This is a genomic window from Variovorax sp. N23, assembly GCF_025486315.1.
Lineage (GTDB): Bacteria > Pseudomonadota > Gammaproteobacteria > Burkholderiales > Burkholderiaceae_C > Variovorax.
The window spans coordinates 20,392-39,458 of record NZ_JAOOPY010000010.1 but is presented as its reverse complement, the minus strand read 5'-3'; the positions used below and the strand labels follow the sequence as shown (position 1 = coordinate 39,458).

The following is a 19,067-nucleotide window of genomic DNA, read 5'->3' as shown; positions in this document are numbered from 1 at the left end:
CATCATGGCCGTCGGTCCCTTCAATTCATATGATGACCATATCAACAGACGATGATGCGGTCATGGAAGGGTGTCGTGCGCCTTTCGGGTGAACGGTTCCGTCTGGCGCTCAGACACCTTCACTTCCCTCGTTCTCCCATGTCCACTCCCGCCCTTCTCGGTATCGCAGCCGCCGGCATCGCCCTGCTGCTCGTCCTGATCATCCGGTTCCAGGTCCACGCCTTCATCGCCATGATGCTGGTGAGCTTCCTGGTCGCGCTCGCGGCCGGCCTGCCGATCACCGACATCATCCCCACGCTGATCAGCGGCATGGGCGGCACGCTCGGCTCGGTCGCGATCCTGGTGGCGCTGGGCGCGATGCTGGGCCGGATGATCGAGGTCTCCGGCGGCGCGGGCAGCATGGCCCACCGCTTCACCGAATGGCTCGGCCCCAAGCGGGTGCCGGCCGCGCTCACCGCTGCCGCCCTGGTGCTGTCGATCCCCGTCTTCTTCGACGTGGGCTTCATCATCCTGGTGCCGATCATTTATGGCTTCTGCAAGGCGGCGAAGGTCGATCCGGTGAAGTTCGGCCTGCCGGTGGCGGGCATCATGCTGGCCACCCATGTGGTGGTGCCGCCGCACCCGGGCATCGTCGGCGGCGCGGCCGTGCTGAAGGCCGACATCGGCTGGATCACGCTGATCGGCCTCTCCATCTGCCTGGTGCTGGCGGTGCTCTCGCAGTTCGTCTCGCGCTGGCTCAACCGCAAGCGCTACGCCATGCTGCCGACCACGGCCGAACAGTTCGCGGCCTTCGACGCCGGCGCCGACGCCTCCGCGCGCCAGAAGCTGCAGGCCCCAGGCGTGGGCGTGGTGCTCACGCTGATCGTCGTGCCGCTGTTGCTCATCATGGCCGGCACGACCGGCGCCACGCTGCTGCCCAAGGGCGACCCGCTGCGCGGCGTGTTGGGCTTCATCGGCTCGCCGATCTTCGCGCTGATGGTCGCCATCGGCCTGGCCTTCGTGATGATCGCCAAGCGCCAGGGCTGGTCGAAGACGCACACCAACGAAGTCATGGAATCGGCGCTGCCGCCGGCCGCCACCGTCATCCTGGTCACCGGCGCGGGCGGCGTGTTCGCCAAGGTGCTGACGGCCACCGGCATCGGCGCGGCGCTGTCGCAGAGCATCACCGCGGCGCACCTGCCGCTGATCCTCGCTGCCTTCGTCATCTCGCTGGCGCTGCGCGCCGCGCAGGGCTCGGCGACCGTCGCCATCCTGACCACCGCCGGCCTGCTGGCCGAGGCGGTGGTGGCGGGCGGCTACAGCGCCGTGCAGGTGGCGCTGCTGGCCGTGGCCATCGGCTTCGGCGGCCTGGGCCTGTCGCATGTCAACGACTCCGGCTTCTGGATCGTGACCCGCTACCTCGGCCTCAGCGTGGCCGACGGCCTGCGCAGCTGGACGGTGCTGACCACCGTGCTCGGCGTGGCCGGCTTCCTGATGACGGCGGCACTGTGGACGCTGGTCGCCTGACCGGGGTTTTCCCGCGCAGCGGCCCCTGAATCCTTCCTTCTTCCTCCTTCCAGAGAAACAATCCAGCATGACCTCCAAGAATGTCGGCGTGATCGGGCTCGGCGCCATGGGCCTGGGCATTGCCAAGACCCTGCGCAGCAACGGTTTCAACGTGCACGTGTGCGACGTGCGGCCCGGCGCGGCGGATGACTTCGCCAAAGGAGGCGGCGTGGCCTGCGCATCGCCCGCGGCCCTGGCCGCCGCCTGCCCGGTGCTGGTGTCGGTGGTGGTGAATGCGGCGCAGACCGAGTCGGTGCTGTTCGGCGACAACGGCGCCGCCGCCGCCATGCCGGCCGGCAGCACCTTCGTGATGTGCTCGACGGTCGACCCGAACTGGTCGATCGCGCTCGAGGCCCGCCTCGAAGCGCAGGGCGTGAACTACGTCGACGCCCCGATCTCCGGCGGTGCCGCCAAGGCCGCCTCGGGCCAGATGACGATGATGACCTCGGCCAGGCCCGCGGCCTACGCCGCGGCCGACGCCGTGCTCGACGCGATGGCCGGCAAGGTCTACCGCCTGGGCGACGGTGCCGGCGCGGGCAGCAAGGTGAAGATCATCAACCAGCTCTTGGCCGGCGTGCACATCGCCGCCGCGGCCGAAGCGATGGCGCTGGGCCTGCGCGAAGGCGTCGACGCCGCCGCGCTGTACGAGGTGATCACGCACAGCGCCGGCAACAGCTGGATGTTCGAGAACCGCATGGCCCACGTGCTGGCCGCCGACTACACGCCGCTGTCGGCCGTCGACATCTTCGTGAAGGACCTCGGCCTGGTGCTCGACACGGCACGCGCCAGCAAATTCCCGCTGCCGCTGGCCTCGACCGCACACCAGATGTTCATGCAGGCCTCGACCGCGGGCTTTGCGAAGGAAGACGACAGCGCGGTGATCAAGATCTTCCCGGGCATCGAACTGCCCAAGAAGAAGGACGGCGCGGCATGAGCAAGATGGTGCTTGGCTGCATTGCGGATGATTTCACCGGCGCGACCGACCTCGCCAACAACCTGGTGCGCGCCGGCATGCGCGTGGTGCAGACCATCGGCGTGCCGAGCACACCGCTCGCGGCCGACGTCGATGCCGTGGTGGTGGCGCTCAAGTCGCGCACCATCGCACCGGCCGACGCCATCGCGCAGTCGCTCGACGCGATGACCTGGCTGCAGGCCCAGGGCGCGCAGCAGATCTACTTCAAGTACTGCTCGACCTTCGACAGCACGGCCGCCGGCAACATCGGCCCGGTGAGCGAGGCGCTGATGGACGCGCTGGGCAGCGACTTCACCATCGCGACGCCGGCCTTCCCCGACAACAAGCGCACGGTGTTCAAGGGCTACCTGTTCGTCGGCGATGTGCTGCTCAACGAGAGCGGCATGCAGAACCATCCGCTCACGCCGATGACCGACCCGAACCTGGTGCGCGTGCTGCAGGCGCAGACGACGCGCAAGGTCGGGCTGATCGACCACACCGTGGTGGCACGCGGTGCCGACGCGGTGCGCGAACGCATCGCCGAACTGCGTGCTGCGGGCGTGGCCATGGCGGTGGTCGACGCGGTGTCGAACGACGACCTGCTGCGCCTCGGCCCGGCGCTGGCGGCGATGCCGCTGGTCACGGCCGGCTCGGGCGTGGCGATCGGGCTGCCGGCCAACTTCGGCATCGCGCCCTCGTCGAAGGCGAGCGCGCTGCCGGCGGCTGGCGGGCTGAGCGCCATCGTCTCGGGCAGCTGCTCGATCGCGACCAACCGGCAGGTGATGAACTTCATCCAGACCGGCCGCCCGGCGATGGCCATCGACCCGCTGCGCATCGCGGCGGGCGTCGACGTGACCGCCGAGGCGCTGGCCTGGGCCGAGCCGTTGCTGGCAGACGGCCCGGTGCTGGTCTACTCCACCGCAGAGACCGGTGCCGTGAAGTCGGTGCAGGGCCGACTCGGGGTGGAAGAGGCCGGCGCGATGGTCGAGCGCACCATCGCCGCCATCGCGCGCGGCCTGGTCGCGCTCGGCGTGCGCCAGTTGGTCGTGGCCGGCGGCGAAACCTCGGGCGCCTGCGTGCAGGCGCTGGGCGTCACGCAGATGCAGATCGGGCCGCAGATCGACCCCGGCGTGCCGTGGTGCCATGCACTGGCAGAAGCCGCCGATGGCGCGGGCGTGCACCTCACGCTGAAGTCCGGCAACTTCGGGGCGGACGACTTTTTCACCAAAGCCTTTGCTGTACTGGAATGACAGCAGGTTTCGCAGTGCAAGGGAGGCGTCGTTCGGGGCGGGCTCGCGCCGACGGCGTACTCTGCTCCGCGAATGTCCCCCGGCCTGCGGCCTCCTCCTTTATTTCGCTGCGCAGAGCACGCCATCGACGCGATCCAGACGCGCAGTGGTTGATCTCCGGCGGCAGCCTGCCTCCAGCGCGTCCACGTGCGCAGGGTATCGGGTGCTCCCCGCAGCGAAATCAAGGAGGAGCCGAAGGCGGGGGACATTCGCGGAGGGGAGTACCCGGTGGCCTGCGCACGCGCCCCGAACCAGAGCGTTGATCCACAGCCAACCCAGCAACTTCAATGAACGAATCCGAAGCCAGAGAAGAAATCTGCCGCGTCGGCCACAGCCTGTTCGAGCGTGGCTACGTGCATGCGACCGCCGGCAACATCAGCGTGCGGCTCGACGACGGCTTTCTCATCACCCCGACGGACGCCTGCCTGGGCTTTCTCGACCCGGCACGGCTGGCCCGCCTCGATGCGCAAGGCGTGCAGACCGGCGGCGACCGCGCCAGCAAGACCATCGCGCTGCACACCCGCATCTATGCCGCGGCGCGGCGCTTCGACGCGGGCACGGCCTGCGTCATCCACACGCACAGCACGCACTGCGTCGGCCTCACGCTGCGGCCCACCGGCGAAGAGCTGCTGGGGGCGTTGACGCCCTACTTCGTGATGAAGGTCGGCCATGTGCCGGTGATTCCGTACCACCGGCCCGGCGCCGCGGAAGCCGCCGAAGCGGTGGCCGCCGCGATCACGCGGTACGGCGACGCGGGCACGCCGATCCGCGCCGTGATGCTCGCGCGCCTCGGCCCCAACGTCTGGCACGACACGCCGGCCGCGGCCATGGCCGTGCTCGAAGAACTCGAGGAGACGGCGCGCCTGCGCCTGCTGTCCGCCATAGAACCCACGCCGCTTGACGAGGACGCGATCGACGACCTGCGCCGCACCTTCGGCGCGCGCTGGTAACCCCCACACCTTTCCCTGAGAACACCATGCTCCGTTTTGCCGCCAACCTCTCGATGCTCTACCCGGAGCTCGACTTCCTCGACCGCTTCGACGCCGCTGCCAAGGACGGCTTCGAGGGCGTCGAATACCTGTTCCCCTACGCCTTCCCCGCGGCCGAGATCGCGGCACGGCTGAAGGCCAACGGCCTGAAGCAGGTGCTCTTCAACGCGCCGCCCGGCCACTGGGACGGCGGCGAGCGCGGCCTGGCCTGCCTGCCGGGGCGCGAGAACGAGTTCCGCGACGGCATCGCCAAGGCACTGGACTACGCGGTAGCGCTCGACTGCCCGCGCGTCCATGTGATGGCCGGCCTGCTGCCCGCCGGCCTGCCCCGCGAGACCGCCAAATCGACGTATGTCGACAACCTGCGCTGGGCCGCGGCCGAAGCCGCGAAGGCCGGGCGCGACCTGCTGATCGAACCCATCAACACGCGCGACATCCCCGGCTTCTTCCTCAACCGCCAGGACGAGGCCCATGCCATCGTCGAAGCCGTCGGCGCACCCAACCTCAAGGTGCAGTTCGACCTGTACCACTGCCAGATCGTCGAGGGCGACGTGGCGATGAAGATCCGAAAATACCTGCCGACCGGCCGCGTCGGCCACATCCAGATCGCCGGCGTGCCCGAGCGGCACGAGCCCGACATCGGCGAGCTGAACCACCCCTACCTGTTCAAGGTGATCGACGAAGTCGCCGCGCAATGCGGCTGGGACGGCTGGGTCGGCGGCGAGTACCGGCCGGCTCGCGGCGCGGTGCCCAACGGCACGTCGGACGGCCTGGGCTGGCTGCGCGCGGCGAAAGCGCTCAGCGCTTGACGACGTAGCGCGTCACCCTCGGCGGCCCGTCGCCGAGGTGAAAGGCCAGCCGGCGCTCGCGCAGCGCCAGGTCGGCCGCCGTCGCGCGGTGGAAGCGGCGCAGGTGGCCGGTCCACGACTCGTCGATGATCTGCTCCACGTAGCGGCCCGGCTCTGCGATGTCGTGCAGCAGCTCCCAGCCGACCGCGCCTTCGCTCAGCCGCGTGCGGCGCGTCTGCTGCATCACGACGAGGAAGGCCGCGGCGCGCGCCGGGTCGATCAGGTATTCGACGTTGATGACCAGCCGCCCATCACCCGGCGGCGCATGCGGCGGGGCGTCGGCCCAGCCCGGCGCGGCGGGGCTCACGTCGTCGTCGACGCCACCGTCGAGCACATAACGGAGTGCCGCGCCCATCATCAGCACGCCGGTCACCGACGCGATCAGCAGGCTGGCCTGCAGCGAGCCGACCGTGGCGATGTGCCCCCACAGCGCCGCGCCGAAGGCACTGGCGCCCATGATCGACATCTGGAACATCGACATGCCGCGGGCGCGCACCCAGTCGGGCAGCGCGAGCTGCGCCGACACCGACAGCGAATTGGCCACCGTGATCCACGCCGCGCCGCCGAAGAACATGGCCGGCACCGCCACCCAGGTGTTGGGCGCCACGGCCATCACCGCCGTGGCCGCCGACTGCAGCAGCGCGCCGCGCAGCACCAGCTGGTCGCGCACATAGGCCTGGCGCAGCCGCGGCATCACGAGCACTGCGCTGATAGCGCCGGAGCCCATGGCCGCCAGCAGCAGCGTGAAGGTGCCGGCGCCGCCGCCTTCGAGACCGCGCGCCAGCAGCGGCAGCAGCGCGAGCAGTGCGGTCGAGTGCAGGAAGAAGATCGAGATGCGCGTGAGCACCGCGCGCATGCGCAGCGACTGGCGCACGAACTGCACGCCCACGCGCATCGCGCTCACCAGCTTCTCGCGGCCCAGCGGGTTGGGCGTGTGCTCGCGCCGCCAGCGCAGCACGATGAAGCCCGAGGCCACCGACATCACCGCGTTGAGCACGAAGACCCACAGGGTGCCGGCGCTGGCGATGAGCGCGCCCGCCACCAGCGGGCCGATGATGCGCGACGCATTCATCGCGATGCCGTTGAGCCCGAGCGCGGCCGGCAGCTGCAGCCGCGGCACCAGTTCCGGCACGATGGCCGCGAACACCGGCCAGCGCAGCGCCAGGCCGATGCCGTTGGCGAAGGTCAGCGCCAGCAGCAGCGGCGCCGTCATCATGTCCAACGCCACCGCCGCGCACAGCACGATCGCCACCCCGGCCAGCCAGAACTGCGTCGCCATCAACCAGCGGCGGCGGTCGAGGATGTCGGCCAGCGCACCGCTGGGCAAGCCCAGCAGGAACACCGGCAGCGTCGACGCCGACTGCACCAGCGCCACCCACAGCGGCGTGGTGGTCAGCGTGGTCATCATCCACGCCGCCGCCACGTCGTTCATCCACATGCAGATGTTCGCGAGCAGCCAGGTGCTCCACAGCATGCGGAAGACGGGCAGCTTCAGGGGGGTGAAAGGGCCGATGCGCGCGGGCGCGGCGCGCATCGGCGGGATGGGGGATTCGTCGGGGGAGATGGGGGGCATCGGACTCGATTGTCAGGCTGTCACGCGGCGCGCAGCCGCTTGGCCGCCAGATGCCCCAGCGGCAACGCATGGCTCGCCTTCACCTCGCCCAGTGAGAAGCTGGTGTGCAGGTCCTTCACGTTGGGCAGGTGCATCAGGCTGTTGAGCGCGAAGCGGGAGAAGGCGTCGAGGTCTTGCGCGACCACCTGCAGCTCGAACATGCCGGTGCCGCTGATGTAGTGGCAGGCGATGACCTCGGGCAGCTTGCGGATGGCTTCCTCGATCTTCTTCGTGACCTCGCTGGTGGCGCGCTCGGTGTCCAGGCGCACGAAGGCGAGCACGCCCAGGCCGATCTTGCGGCGGTCGATCTCGGCGTGGTAGCCCTTGATGAAGCCGGACTCTTCCAGCGCCCGCACGCGGCGCCAGCAGGGCGCGGCCGACAGGCCCACGCGCTGCGCCAGCTCGGCGTTGGTCAGGCGGCCATTCGCCTGGAGTTCTTTCAGGATGGCGAGGTCGAACTTGTCAAGGCTTTCCATGAAGTGCGATTCTAAGAAAGGATCTTCCAGAAACTAGGGTTTCCCGGCCCTTATCTGAAAGCACCTGTCTCGCACCCAGACATACACTTTGAGCGCATCATGAGGGCGCAGCACCCCACCGGGCGCCCCATGTCGCCCAGCCAGGCCCACAAGGCCATGCCAAACCGGAGACACAGACGATGAACGCCCCCCTGCCCGAGCACATCCGCAAGGCCCTCGAGACCGTCACGCTCGACGACAAATATTCCCTCGATTACGGCCGCGCCTTCATGTCGGGCGTTCAGGCCCTGGTGAAGCTGCCGATGCTGCAGCGCCTGCGGGACCAGCAAGCCGGCAAGAACACCGCCGGCTTCATCAGCGGCTACCGCGGCTCGCCGCTCGGTGGCTACGACCAGGCGCTGTGGAAGGCGAGCAAGTACCTCAAGGCGCAGAACATCGTGTTCCAGCCGGGCGTGAACGAAGAGCTGGCGGCCACCGCGTTGTGGGGCACGCAGCAGCTGGGCTTCTCGCCGCCGGGCACCAACAAGTTCGATGGCGTGTTCGGCATCTGGTACGGCAAGGGGCCGGGCGTGGACCGCTGCTCCGACGTGTTCAAGCACGCCAACATGGCGGGCACCACCGAATTCGGCGGCGTGATCGCGGTGGCGGGCGACGACCACATCAGCAAGAGCTCCACCGCCGCGCACCAGAGCGACCACATCTTCAAGGCCTGCGGCACGCCGGTGTTCTTCCCGACGAACGTGCAGGAGATCCTCGACCTGGGCATCCACGCCTTCGCGATGAGCCGCTTCTCCGGCGTGTGGTCGGGCATGAAGACGATCCAGGAGATCGTCGAATCCAGTGCCACCGCGATGATCGACCCCGAGCGCGTCGACATCGTCATCCCCACCGATTTCGAGATGCCGCCCGGCGGCCTGCACATCCGCTGGCCCGACCACGCGCTCGAGCAGGAAGCGCGGTTGATGCACTACAAGTGGTACGCGGCGCTCGCGTACATCCGCGCCAACAGGCTCAACCACAACGTGATCGAAGGCCATGGCGGGGGAAGAGGGGACCGCTTCGGCATCATGGCCAGCGGGAAGGCCTTCAACGACACGCGCCAGGCGCTGATCGACCTGGGCCTGGACGACGCGGCCTGCCGGCAGATCGGCATCCGGCTGCACAAGGTCGGCGTGGTGTGGCCGCTGGAGGCGCAGCTCACGCGCGACTTCGCGACCGGCCTGCAGGAGATCCTGGTGGTCGAGGAGAAGCGCCAGGTCATCGAGTACCAGCTGAAGGAAGAGCTCTACAACTGGCGCTCCGACGTGCGGCCCAACGTGGTCGGCAAGTTCGACGAGGGCGTGGGCGCCAGTGCCGACGGCTACTCCGGCGGCGAATGGTCGATGCCCAACCCGACCTCGCACACGCTGCTGCGCGCCAATGCCGACCTGAACCCCGCGCTGATCGCCAAGGCCATTGCGCAGCGCCTGCGCAAGACCGGGCTGCTCGACCAGGTCGGCGCCGACATGCGTGCGCGCATCGATGCGCAGCTCGCGATCCTCGAGGCTAAGGAGCGCTCGATGGACGTGATCAAACTCGATGGCGTGCAGGGTGCCGACCGCCAGCCCTGGTTCTGCTCGGGCTGCCCGCACAACACCAGCACCGTGGTGCCCGAAGGCTCGCGCGCGATGGGCGGCATCGGTTGCCACTTCATGGCGACCTGGATGGACCGCAGCACCATCGGCTTCACGCAGATGGGCGGCGAGGGCGTGCCGTGGGTGGGGCAGCAGCCCTTCACGACCGACCAGCACATCTTCGCGAACCTGGGCGACGGCACTTACTTCCACAGCGGCCTGCTCGCGATCCGCCAGAGCATCGCGGCGGGCGTGAACATCACCTACAAGATCCTCTACAACGACGCAGTCGCGATGACCGGCGGCCAGCAGGTCGGCGAACGGCCCGAGGGCCATTCGGTGCTGCAGATCGCGCAGAGCCTGTTGGCCGAAGGAACGACGAAGGTCGTGATCGTTACCGACGAGCCGGAGAAGTACGAGGGCGTGAAGGTGGCGGGCGATCCGGAAGTGAAGCACCGCGACCTGCTGGACGACATCCAGCGCGAGTTCCGCGAGATCAAGGGCACCACCGCCATCATCTACGACCAGACCTGCGCCACCGAGAAGCGCCGCCGCCGCAAGCGCGGAACGGCCGTCGACCCGGCCAAGCGCGTGGTCATCAACGAGCTGGTGTGCGAGGGCTGCGGCGACTGCAGCGTGCAGAGCAACTGCCTATCGGTCGAGCCGCTGGAGACCGAATTCGGCCGCAAGCGCACCATCAACCAGAGCACCTGCAACAAGGACATGAGCTGCCTCAAGGGCTTCTGCCCGAGCTTCGTCACGGTCGAAGGCGGCGCGCTGAAGAAGAAGTCGAAGGCCAAGGCCAACTCACCCTTCGAGATGGGCGCGATGCCCGAGCCGGCCGTGCCCCAACTGGCCCGCGGCCAGGTGTGGGGCATCGTGGTCGCCGGTGTCGGCGGCACCGGCGTGATCACCATCGGCCAGCTGCTCGGCATGGCCGCGCACATCGAAGGCAAGGGCATCGTCACGCAGGACGCGGCCGGCCTCGCGCAGAAGGGCGGCGCGACCTGGAGCCACGCACTGATCGGCGACACGCAGGAGGCGATCCGCACCACGCGCGTGGGCACGGCAGCGGCCGACCTGGTGCTGGCGGCCGACCCGCTGGTGGCGGTGAACGCCGAGACGCTGGCGCGCATGCGCGAAGGGCGCACGCATGTCGCGCTCAACAGCCACAGCACGCCGACCGCGGCCTTCGTGCGCAACGCCAACTGGGTGAACCCGCAGGACGACTGCGCGAACCAGATCGCGCGCATCGTCGGCATCGAAGGCCTCGGCAGCTTCGACGCCGACGCGGCCGCCGTCTCGCTGATGGGCGACAGCCTCTACGCCAACCCGATGCTGCTGGGCTATGCCTGGCAGAAGGGCTGGGTGCCGCTGGACTACGCGTCGCTGATGCGTGCGATCGAGCTCAACAACGTGGCCATCGAGAACAACAAGACGGCCTTCGAGTGGGGCCGCCGCGCGGCGCACGACCTGGCGGCGGTGCAGAAGCTGGTGTCGCCCGGCCAGGTGGTCGAATTCAAGAAGCGCGAAACGGTCGAGGCGCTGGTGGCTCGCCGCGTCGAGTTCCTCACCGGCTACCAGAACGCCGCCTATGCCGCGCAGTACCAGGACTTCGTCGCCAAGGTGCGGCAGGCCGAGCAGGCCGCCGTCGGCAAGACGACGATCACCGAATCGGTGGCGCGCTACCTCTTCAAGCTGATGGCGTACAAGGACGAGTACGAGGTGGCGCGCCTGCACACCGACCGCGCCTTCCTCGACCGCGTCGAAGGCATGTTCGAGGGCGACTTCAAGCTCAACTACCACCTCGCGCCACCGCTCATCGCGAAGAAGAACAGCAAGGGCCAGTTGCTAAAGCAGAAGTTCGGCCCGGGCATGCTGACCGGCTTCAGGGTGCTGGCGAAGCTCAAGGGCCTGCGCGGCACGGCGCTCGACATCTTCGGCCGCACCGAGGAGCGCAAGACCGAACGCGCCCTGATCGGCGAGTACCGCGCGAGCCTCGAGGAAGTGATTGCCGGGCTGAATGCGGGCAACCATGACGTGGCGCTGGAGATCGCGAAGCTGCCGGAGCAGATCCGCGGCTATGGCCATGTGAAGGAACGCAACCTGGCGGCGGCACGCACGCGCTGGACCGAGCTGATGGCCAAGTGGCGTAACCCGTCGACGGAACGCGCAGCCGCCTGAACCCGTTCGCCCATGAAAAAAGCGCCTCGCGGCGCTTTTTTCGTTTCAGCCTTGCGGCGGCGGCTTCTTCAAGGCTTGGTGTCGGCGAAGCTGGGGCGCAACATCAGCTTGTCCTGCAGCTTGGCCAGGTTGCCGTACTGGCTGCGCCAGTCGATGTCCGGGAAGCGGAACTCGATCCAGCCGAGCGCGCAGCCGACCGCGATGTCCGACAGGCTCAGGTGGATGCCGCTGCAGAAGGGCTTGTCGCCCAGGCCCTTGGCCATGGCGGCGATGCCGCCCGCCATCTTGGCGCGCTGGCGGTCCATCCAGGCCTGGCTGCGTTCGCCGTCGGCGCGGCCGGCCCAGGTGGCTTCGAGGCGGCACAGCACACCGGCGTCCATCACGCCGTCGGCCAGGGCTTCCCAGGTCTTGACCTCGGCGCGCTCGCGGCCCTGCTGCGGAATGAGCTTGCCCACCGGTGACAGGGTGTCGAGGTATTCGACGATCACGCGCGAGTCGAACATCGCCTCGCCGCCTTCCATCACCAGGCAGGGCACCTTGCCCAGCGGGTTCGAGCTGGCAATGGTGGTGTCGGGCGCCCAGACGTCTTCCTGGACGAACTGATAGTCGAGGCGCTTTTCGGCCATGACGACGCGGACCTTGCGCACGTACGGGCTGGCGTTGGATCCAATCAGTTTCATTCGGCTTCTCTCTTCCCTCTGTGTCATCGTTTTAGCGCTTTGATTCTAGTGTGCGACCCCGGGCGGGCGCCGGACGCCCCGATGCGCAGCCGTCCCTGGCATGCAGAATCGTGGCGCATCACCAACGAGGGAGGACTCAGGACCATGGACATCGACACGCCCGCGGGGCAGCGCCCCGAACGCCATCCGATCGGTTTCACCGCCAGCGGCAGCGAATACTTCCGTATCTGGATCGTGAACCTGCTGCTCATCGTCGTCACCCTGGGGCTTTACCTGCCCTGGGCCAAGGTGCGGAAACTGCGGTACTTCCACGCCAACACCTGGGTCGACGGCGACGCGCTCGGCTTCCATGGCGAGCCGGCGAAGATGCTGCGCGGCACGCTGATCGCCGCGGCCTTCCTGATCGTCTATTCGGTCGGCAGCCATTTCTCCGGCTGGGCCGCGCTGCTCGCGGCCCTGGCCTTCATCGGGCTCTGGCCGGCGCTGTTCCGGGCGTCGATGCGCTTCCGGCTGGCGAACACCAGCTGGCGCGGGCTGCGCTTTCGCTTCACCGGCGACACGGCCGGGGCCTACGGCGCTCTGCTGCCGCCGCTCGCCCTGGTGCTGCTGCCCTTCGCCGTGGCCGGCCTCACGGTTGCCAGCGGCGAGGGCGGCAAGCCCGGCGCGCCGTCGGCCGCCGCCGCCGGGCTGATCGGCCTGTGCATGCTGGTCTTTGTCGTCGGCCTGCCCTTCTTCCTCTGGAAGCTGCGGCGCTACCAGCACGGGCACTATGCCTACGGCGGGCTGCAGACGCGGCTCGAGGCCGACGTGGGCGTGGTCTACGGCGTCTTCATCAAGCTGATCGGCCTGCTCATCGCGGCGGTGGTGCTGGCCGGGCTGGTGTTCGGCCTGTTCGGCGCCATCGGCGTGATCGGGCGCAAGGGCAGCGGTCTGGGTGTCGCCCTCATCATCCTGATGGCGGTGATCGGCCTGGCCAGCGTGCTGCTTCTGAACATCCTGCCCAAGTCGTACCTGCAGGTGCGGCTGCAGAACCTGCTGTGGTCGACCACGGGCAACGAGGTGCTGCGTTTCGACAGTCGCCTGAAGCTCGGCCCCTACCTCGGCCTGCAGTTGAAGAACTACCTGCTGATCTTCCTCACGCTCGGCCTGTACTGGCCCTTTGCCGTGATCGGCACGCGGCGCGCCCAGCTCGAAGCGGTCACGCTGGAGACGCGCACCCCGCTCGACGAACTGAGCCGCACGGCGGTCGAGGAAGACCCGAGCGCCGCGGGCGACATGGCCGCCGACCTGTTCGGCCTGGACATCGGGATGTGAGCCCGGTGACCGACACGCTCGACGTTCGCTATTTCGACGGCCGCAGCAGCCGCCCGCGCATCGCCAGCCTGCGGGTGGCCGACGGCCAGTTGCACATCGCGCCGGCCGCCACCGAACCCGCCGCCTTCGACGCCGTGACCGTGCCGGTCGCGCAGGTCCGCTGGCCGGAGCGCACCCGGCACGGCGGGCGGCTGGCGGCGCTGCCCGGCGGCGCCAGCGTGCAGGCGCTGGACGTGCCCGGGTGGGACGACTGGTGCGCCCGCGCCCTGCCCGGGCGCGAGAGCCACGTCGTGCGCGCCCAGCAGAGCTGGCGGGGCGTCGCCGTCGCGCTGATGCTGCTGTTCGCCGCCACCGCGGCGGTGTACCAGTGGGGGCTGCCCTGGATCGCGCGCGGCGTGACGGCGCTGGTGCCGCAGCAGGTCGACACGCTCATCGGCGCGCAGGCCCTGGCGTCGCTCGACGACACGCTGCTGCGCCCCAGCGCCCTGCCGATGGACACGCAGGAGCGCATCCGCCGCGCCTTCACGCGGATGGTCGCCGGCGCGCACCCCGAAGGCGCGCCACCGTGGAACCTGCAGTTCCGCCAGGGCCGCGACGACAAGCTCGGGCCGAACGCGCTGGCGCTGCCGGGCGGCACCATCGTGCTGACCGACGCGCTGGTGCAGTTGCTGCCGGGTGACGAGGACGCGGTGCTCGGCGTGCTGGCCCACGAGTTCGGCCACGTGCGGCTGCGCCACACGATGCGCCAGCTGGTGCAGGCGTCGGCCGTCGGCTTCGCGGTGTCGGTGGCGTTCGGCGACTTCGGCACGCTGATCGGCACGGCGCCGGTGGTGCTGGCCACCCTGGGCTATTCGCGCGACGCCGAGCGCGAGGCCGACGAGGAATCGGTGCGCCTGATGCGTGCCGCCGGCATCTCGCCGCGCGTGATGGCCGGCTTCTTCGAGGCCATCGAACGCTGGCGTGGCGACCAGGCGCGCGACGGCCGGAACGACAGCGCCATCGGCCTGGCCTTCGCCACGCACCCGGCGACGGCGGAGCGCATCGCCTTCTTCAAGGCGGCCGCCGAATAGGCCCGGCGGGGCGACGCCTAAAATTCGCCCCATGAGCTTCTCCACCGTTTCCGCCCTTTCCCCCCTCGACGGCCGCTACGCCGCCAAGCTGTCCGCGCTGCGCCCCCTGATGAGCGAGCAGGGCTACATGCACCGGCGCGTGCAGGTCGAGGTGGCCTGGTTCATCGCCCTGTCCGACTGCGGCTTCGCCGAGTTCAAGCCGCTCACGCCCGGCGCGCGCAAGTACCTGATGGGCCTGGTCGCCAACTTCGCCGAGGCCGACGCGGTCGCCATCAAGGAGATCGAGAAGACCACCAACCACGACGTGAAGGCGGTCGAGTACTGGATCAAGTCGAAGTTCGACGCCCGGCCCGAGCTGCTGGCCGCGGCCGAGTTCGTGCACTTCGCCTGCACCAGCGAGGACATCAACAACACCAGCCATGCGCTGCAGATCCAGGCCGCGCGCGACAAGGTGGTGCTGCCCGCGCTCGACGGCATCGTCGCCAAGCTGCGCGAGATGGCGCACCAGTTCGCCGACGTGTCGATGCTCTCGCGCACGCACGGCCAGACCGCCAGCCCGACCACCGTCGGCAAGGAAATCGCCAACGTCGCGGTACGCCTGGCCAAGGCCCGCGCGCAGATCGCCGGCGTGCAGCTGCTGGGCAAGATGAACGGCGCCGTGGGCAACTACAACGCCCACATGGCCGCCTGGCCCGACTTCGATTGGGAGAGCTTCAGCCGCAAGGTCGTCGAGACGCCGACCCCGCTGGGCCTGGGCCTGACGTTCCAGCCCTACAGCATCCAGATCGAACCGCACGACTACATGGCCGAGCTCTTCGATGCGGTGGCACGCGCCGACACCATCCTGATCGACTTCTCGCGCGACATCTGGGGCTACGTGAGCCTGGGCTACTTCAAGCAGCGCCTGAAGAAGGGCGAGATCGGCTCGTCGACCATGCCGCACAAGGTCAACCCGATCGACTTCGAGAACGCCGAAGGCAACCTCGGCCTGGCCAATGCGCTGCTGCGCCACCTGAGCGAGAAGCTGCCCATCAGCCGCTGGCAGCGCGACCTGACCGACAGCACCGTGCTGCGCAACATCGGCGTGGCCCTCGGCTACGCGACGCTGGCCTACGCGAGCCTCATGACCGGCCTGGGCAAGCTGGAGATCAACGAGGAGGCCATCGCCGCCGACCTCGACGCCTCGTGGGAAGTGCTGGCCGAACCGATCCAGACCGTGATGCGCCGCTTCGGCGTGCAAGGCGCCTACGAGCAGCTCAAGGAAGTGACACGCGGCAAGACCGTGACGGCCGAGGCGCTGCACGGCCTGATCCGCTCGCTGGAGATTCCCGAGGCCGAGAAGGAACGCCTGCTGGCCATGACGCCGGCGAGCTACATCGGCAAGGCCGCCGAACTGGCGCGGCGAGCCTGATGGCCCTCAAATCCACCATCTTCAAGGCGAACCTCGCGGTCGCCGACATCGACCACAACTACTACGCCGACCACGCGCTCACGCTGGCTCGGCATCCGAGCGAGAACGACGAGCGGATGATGGTGCGGCTCATCGCGCTGGCGCTGAACGCCTACAAGCTGCAGAGCGTGTGCGGCGGCGACGGCGTGCTGGGCTTCGGCGCGGGGTTGTCGAACCCGGACGACCCCGACGTGTCGCTGCGCGACTTCACCGGCCGCACGCGCGTCTGGATCGAGGTCGGCCAGCCGGAAGAGAAGCCGCTTCAGAAGGCCTGCGGCAAGGCCGACGAGGTGCTGCTGTACTGCTTCAGCCACGCCGCGGGCATCTGGTGGAAAGGCATCGAGACCAAGCTCACGCGCCTGCAGAACCTCGCGGTGTGGCGCATCCCGAGCGAGACCTCGCAAGCGGTCGCCGCCCTGGCGCAGCGCAGCATGCAGCTGCAGGCGACGATCCAGGAAAACGCGCTGATGCTGGGCGACGGCAAGCACAGCATCGACATCGAGCTTCAACGGCTCAAGTAAGTCGACGGCTCAGGCAGCGGGCATCATCGCGCCGCACTGCCAGCACTGCTCGAAGCCGCCCTCGACCAGCTCGCCGCAGCGGCAATGCCAGCGGCGCTGCGGACGGTGCTGCAGTTCGCGCAGCGCGGCCTGCGCCTGCGTGAACTGCGCGTCGTCTTCGATCCAGATCTCGGGCAGGCACTGGTCCGGCGGCAGCTGGCCGGCGGCCGCACCGAGAAACTCACGCTGCACCGAGGCCGCGATGCCGTCCTCGCGCAGCGCATGCACCCAGAGCGTGGCGATCGCGAGGTTGGGGGCCTGGGCGAGTCGGCGCATCCGGCCTCAGTCCGGCGTGCTGTCGTCGCCGGTGGCCGGCGGTGTGGGCGGCTGCGCCTCGCGCGCCCGCTCGGCGTAGGTGTTGAAGCGCCAGGCGCGGTCTTCCATCGTGATGCGGCGCCAGGTCTGGCGCTTCTCGGCGGGCGTCATGGCGGGCCAGTGCTGCACCTCGTCGAAGCTGCGGCCACATCCCTTGCACTCGTCGTCGCCCTGGCTGGTCGAGCAGATGGCGATGCAGGGCGTGTCGATGGTGGTCTCGTACCAGGCCATCCACGCGGCCCACGCCTTGGCGGGGAAGCCGACCTCGTCGACCTCGTCTTCGTGGTGGAACACCATGAGCGCGTAGACCTCCGCCAGCGCGCGCAATTCGGGCCCCAGCGTGATGCCGTCGGGCGAGGGCGCCTTCTCGCGCCAGTGGTTGATGGCGGCCTCGATGTCGGTGATGTGTATGGCGGCCATGGGTCGGTAAAAACTGCGGAGCGGCATCATAGTGCGGCAAAGTCCCGGGCTCCTCCAAGGTTATGCGTCGCTATGCATTCAGGAGCATTCTCGCCTTTGGCTGCGCCGCTTTCAGGACGCTTCTTCTCAAGCCCTTGGCAGGCCCGGTTGCCAGCCTCGCGCACCGGATGCTCTAATCCGCGCACGAAGGGGAGTAGCTCCCGCCCGCGGTCCACGCCACGGGTATCGCCAGGTCGTCAATACGAAGCACAACACTTCCGGCCTGTCGGGCATCGCCATGTGCGTTGCCGAGCAAGACCTTCGATTTGAACCTGGCAGGTTCGATCGAAGCGTTTGCGCGGCCCGTTGACTCTGGTCTTTTCATTCAGTCGCTTCGATCCGATCCGCTCGGCCCTTATCGAAATGCACAGAGGACGCCATGGAAGCTTTTTTGACCCCGGAATTCTGGGTCGCGGTCGGTCAGATCATCATGATCGACATTCTCCTGGGCGGCGACAACGCCGTCGTCATCGCGCTGGCCTGCCGCAAGCTGCCGCCCGCCCAACGCACCAAGGGCATCCTGTGGGGAACCGCCGGCGCCATCGTCCTGCGCGTCGTCCTGATCTTCTTCGCGCTCACGCTGCTGGCCATTCCGTTCCTGAAGATCGTCGGCGCACTGCTGCTGCTGTGGATCGGCGTGAAGCTGCTGGCGCCCGAGCATGACGACGCGCACGGCAACATCGCCGGCAGCGACAAGCTGTGGGCCGCCGTCAAGACCGTGATCGTGGCCGACCTGGTGATGAGCGTGGACAACGTGATCGCCATTGCCGGTGCCGCACAGGGTGCCGGCGGCGACCACCAGATGCCGCTGGTGATCTTCGGTCTGCTGGTGAGCATCCCGATCATCGTGTGGGGCAGCCAGCTGGTCATCAAGCTGATGGACCGCTTCCCGCTGATCATTACGCTGGGCGGCATGCTGCTGGGCTGGATCGCCGGCACGATGCTGATCTCCGACCCGGCCGTGTCGAACACCGCCGCCTGGACCTGGGTGCCGAAGATTCCGCAGACCGACACCGTCAAGTACGCCGCCGGCATCGCCGGCGCCCTGCTGGTGCTGGCCATCGGCAAGTGGGTTGCTTCGCGCCGTCCGAGGGCGCACGATACAGCCACCGTCTGATCTCGCGACCGAAGTCTCTGCCACTCTCACTACCTGAAGGAGCGCATCGTGGAAAAGATCATCCTGTACGTCGACGACGCGGCCTACGCCCGCGAATTCCTCGCCAAGGCGCCGGCCGGCACCGTGAGCGCCGGCGCCAAGCACTGGGTGCTGGTGGCCTGCGCCCCGCGCATGACGCACCGCATCAGCAAGTGGGTCAGCCACAGCGCCCGCGAGAACTGGCGCGGCAAGTGGTTCGCGAAGACGCAGGACCAGATGCTGCCGCTGCTGCAGCGCTCGGGCGACACGATCACGCCGGTGCTGGCGCAGGGCTCGCTGACCGATCTCACGCAGCGCCTGAAGCACGAGCACGGTGCCGCGCGCGTCATCGATGCGCGCCGCCCGAAGCTCGGCGTCGACATGGAGCCCGTGTCGCCCGACCAGAAGCCGGCCGGCCACAGCGGCTGGGCACTGCCCGGCGCGACGATGGGCCTGGGCGCGCTGCTGGTGCTGGCGAACGAGCTGGCCGAATAAGCCTCGACCCATCGCTCCTGCCGAAACGGCCGCCTTCGGGCGGCCGTTTCTTTTTGGCGGCCGGTCGGGTTATCCTGCCCG

General features: G+C 68.7%; 17 protein-coding genes. 12 read left to right on the top strand and 5 right to left on the bottom strand.

Annotated features, from left to right (window positions below):
* The first annotated feature begins 138 nt into the window (after positions 1-138).
* The 5 genes from N8A90_RS15940 to otnI all read left to right on the top strand — a co-directional run bounded on the left by N8A90_RS15940 (position 139) and on the right by otnI (position 5,584).
* Positions 139-1,506, top strand: a complete 1,368-nt coding sequence (locus N8A90_RS15940; protein ID WP_262075935.1) for a GntP family transporter — start codon at positions 139-141, stop codon at positions 1,504-1,506.
* A 67-nt stretch (positions 1,507-1,573) separates the two neighbouring features.
* A complete protein-coding gene (gene ltnD / locus N8A90_RS15935; protein WP_262075934.1) occupies positions 1,574-2,479 on the top strand; it encodes an L-threonate dehydrogenase in 906 nt (301 codons plus the stop codon).
* Positions 2,476-3,747, top strand: coding sequence for a 3-oxo-tetronate kinase (otnK, locus tag N8A90_RS15930; protein ID WP_262075933.1), 1,272 nt, complete (start codon positions 2,476-2,478; stop codon positions 3,745-3,747). Before ltnD ends, otnK begins: the two co-directional genes overlap by 4 nt.
* Positions 3,748-4,073: 326 nt before the next feature.
* Positions 4,074-4,736, top strand: a complete 663-nt coding sequence (locus N8A90_RS15925; protein ID WP_262075932.1) for an aldolase — start codon at positions 4,074-4,076, stop codon at positions 4,734-4,736.
* 26 nt (positions 4,737-4,762) lie between these two features.
* A complete protein-coding gene (otnI, locus tag N8A90_RS15920) occupies positions 4,763-5,584 on the top strand; it encodes a 2-oxo-tetronate isomerase (protein ID WP_262075931.1) in 822 nt (273 codons plus the stop codon).
* Here the strand turns inward: otnI and N8A90_RS15915 are convergent.
* Together N8A90_RS15915 and N8A90_RS15910 are read right to left on the bottom strand one after the other, a co-directional pair.
* Complete coding sequence (locus N8A90_RS15915; RefSeq protein ID WP_262075930.1) at positions 5,574-7,196, bottom strand: MFS transporter; 1,623 nt, start codon at positions 7,194-7,196, stop codon at positions 5,574-5,576. The genes otnI and N8A90_RS15915 overlap by 11 nt on opposite strands.
* A 20-nt stretch (positions 7,197-7,216) precedes the next feature.
* Positions 7,217-7,711 (bottom strand): Lrp/AsnC family transcriptional regulator, encoded by a 495-nt coding sequence (locus tag N8A90_RS15910; RefSeq protein ID WP_262075929.1) that lies wholly within the window; start codon positions 7,709-7,711, stop codon positions 7,217-7,219.
* Between the two features lie 179 nt (positions 7,712-7,890).
* On the opposite strand from N8A90_RS15910, the gene N8A90_RS15905 reads away from it, so the two are divergent.
* On the top strand, positions 7,891-11,508 hold the full coding sequence (locus N8A90_RS15905) for an indolepyruvate ferredoxin oxidoreductase family protein (protein WP_262075928.1): 3,618 nt from the start codon (positions 7,891-7,893) through the stop codon (positions 11,506-11,508).
* A gap of 68 nt (positions 11,509-11,576) precedes the next feature.
* On the opposite strand, the gene N8A90_RS15900 is transcribed toward N8A90_RS15905, so the two are convergent.
* A complete protein-coding gene (locus tag N8A90_RS15900; RefSeq protein ID WP_262075927.1) occupies positions 11,577-12,188 on the bottom strand; it encodes a glutathione S-transferase N-terminal domain-containing protein in 612 nt (203 codons plus the stop codon).
* A 144-nt stretch (positions 12,189-12,332) separates the two neighbouring features.
* Between N8A90_RS15900 and N8A90_RS15895 the strand changes: the two genes are divergently transcribed.
* The 4 genes from N8A90_RS15895 to N8A90_RS15880 are packed head-to-tail and all read left to right on the top strand — an operon-like array spanning position 12,333 to position 16,543.
* On the top strand, positions 12,333-13,502 hold the full coding sequence (locus N8A90_RS15895; RefSeq protein ID WP_262075926.1) for a YjgN family protein: 1,170 nt from the start codon (positions 12,333-12,335) through the stop codon (positions 13,500-13,502).
* The gene (locus N8A90_RS15890) at positions 13,499-14,572 is read left to right on the top strand and encodes a M48 family metallopeptidase (RefSeq protein WP_262075925.1); all 1,074 of its coding nucleotides are present in this window, start codon (positions 13,499-13,501) and stop codon (positions 14,570-14,572) included. The genes N8A90_RS15895 and N8A90_RS15890 overlap by 4 nt, the downstream gene beginning before the upstream one ends.
* A gap of 31 nt (positions 14,573-14,603) precedes the next feature.
* Positions 14,604-15,983: an adenylosuccinate lyase gene (gene purB / locus N8A90_RS15885; RefSeq protein ID WP_262075924.1), complete on the top strand. Its 1,380-nt coding sequence runs from the start codon at positions 14,604-14,606 to the stop codon at positions 15,981-15,983.
* Positions 15,983-16,543: a YaeQ family protein gene (locus tag N8A90_RS15880; protein ID WP_262075923.1), complete on the top strand. Its 561-nt coding sequence runs from the start codon at positions 15,983-15,985 to the stop codon at positions 16,541-16,543. The genes purB and N8A90_RS15880 overlap by 1 nt, the downstream gene beginning before the upstream one ends.
* A gap of 9 nt (positions 16,544-16,552) precedes the next feature.
* On the opposite strand, the gene N8A90_RS15875 is transcribed toward N8A90_RS15880, so the two are convergent.
* Both N8A90_RS15875 and N8A90_RS15870 read right to left on the bottom strand, forming a co-directional pair.
* Complete coding sequence (locus N8A90_RS15875) at positions 16,553-16,858, bottom strand: putative signal transducing protein (RefSeq protein WP_262075922.1); 306 nt, start codon at positions 16,856-16,858, stop codon at positions 16,553-16,555.
* Positions 16,859-16,864: 6 nt separating this feature from the next.
* Entirely contained in the window at positions 16,865-17,317 is a 453-nt protein-coding gene (locus tag N8A90_RS15870) for a DUF3717 domain-containing protein (protein WP_262075921.1), read from the bottom strand.
* Positions 17,318-17,735: 418 nt separating this feature from the next.
* On the opposite strand from N8A90_RS15870, the gene N8A90_RS15865 reads away from it, so the two are divergent.
* Positions 17,736-18,473 carry a TerC family protein gene (locus tag N8A90_RS15865; protein ID WP_262075920.1) on the top strand — a complete coding sequence of 246 codons (738 nt, stop codon included), beginning with the start codon at positions 17,736-17,738 and terminating at the stop codon, positions 18,471-18,473.
* A 48-nt stretch (positions 18,474-18,521) separates the two neighbouring features.
* The gene (locus N8A90_RS15860; protein WP_262075919.1) at positions 18,522-18,986 is read left to right on the top strand and encodes a hypothetical protein; all 465 of its coding nucleotides are present in this window, start codon (positions 18,522-18,524) and stop codon (positions 18,984-18,986) included.
* Positions 18,987-19,067: the final 81 nt, after the last annotated feature.

Bases quoted from the DNA above. Each gene is read 5' to 3' on its own strand.
- N8A90_RS15940 (WP_262075935.1), top strand. From the start codon at position 139: ATGTCCACTCCCGCCCTTCTCGGTATCGCAGCCGCCGGCATCGCCCTG.
- ltnD (WP_262075934.1), top strand. From the start codon at position 1,574: ATGACCTCCAAGAATGTCGGCGTGATCGGGCTCGGCGCCATGGGCCTG.
- otnK (WP_262075933.1), top strand. From the start codon at position 2,476: ATGAGCAAGATGGTGCTTGGCTGCATTGCGGATGATTTCACCGGCGCG.
- N8A90_RS15925 (WP_262075932.1), top strand. From the start codon at position 4,074: ATGAACGAATCCGAAGCCAGAGAAGAAATCTGCCGCGTCGGCCACAGC.
- otnI (WP_262075931.1), top strand. From the start codon at position 4,763: ATGCTCCGTTTTGCCGCCAACCTCTCGATGCTCTACCCGGAGCTCGAC.
- N8A90_RS15915 (WP_262075930.1), bottom strand. From the start codon at position 7,196: ATGCCCCCCATCTCCCCCGACGAATCCCCCATCCCGCCGATGCGCGCC.
- N8A90_RS15910 (WP_262075929.1), bottom strand. From the start codon at position 7,711: ATGGAAAGCCTTGACAAGTTCGACCTCGCCATCCTGAAAGAACTCCAG.
- N8A90_RS15905 (WP_262075928.1), top strand. From the start codon at position 7,891: ATGAACGCCCCCCTGCCCGAGCACATCCGCAAGGCCCTCGAGACCGTC.
- N8A90_RS15900 (WP_262075927.1), bottom strand. From the start codon at position 12,188: ATGAAACTGATTGGATCCAACGCCAGCCCGTACGTGCGCAAGGTCCGC.
- N8A90_RS15895 (WP_262075926.1), top strand. From the start codon at position 12,333: ATGGACATCGACACGCCCGCGGGGCAGCGCCCCGAACGCCATCCGATC.
- purB (WP_262075924.1), top strand. From the start codon at position 14,604: ATGAGCTTCTCCACCGTTTCCGCCCTTTCCCCCCTCGACGGCCGCTAC.
- N8A90_RS15880 (WP_262075923.1), top strand. From the start codon at position 15,983: ATGGCCCTCAAATCCACCATCTTCAAGGCGAACCTCGCGGTCGCCGAC.
- N8A90_RS15875 (WP_262075922.1), bottom strand. From the start codon at position 16,858: ATGCGCCGACTCGCCCAGGCCCCCAACCTCGCGATCGCCACGCTCTGG.
- N8A90_RS15870 (WP_262075921.1), bottom strand. From the start codon at position 17,317: ATGGCCGCCATACACATCACCGACATCGAGGCCGCCATCAACCACTGG.
- N8A90_RS15865 (WP_262075920.1), top strand. From the start codon at position 17,736: ATGGAAGCTTTTTTGACCCCGGAATTCTGGGTCGCGGTCGGTCAGATC.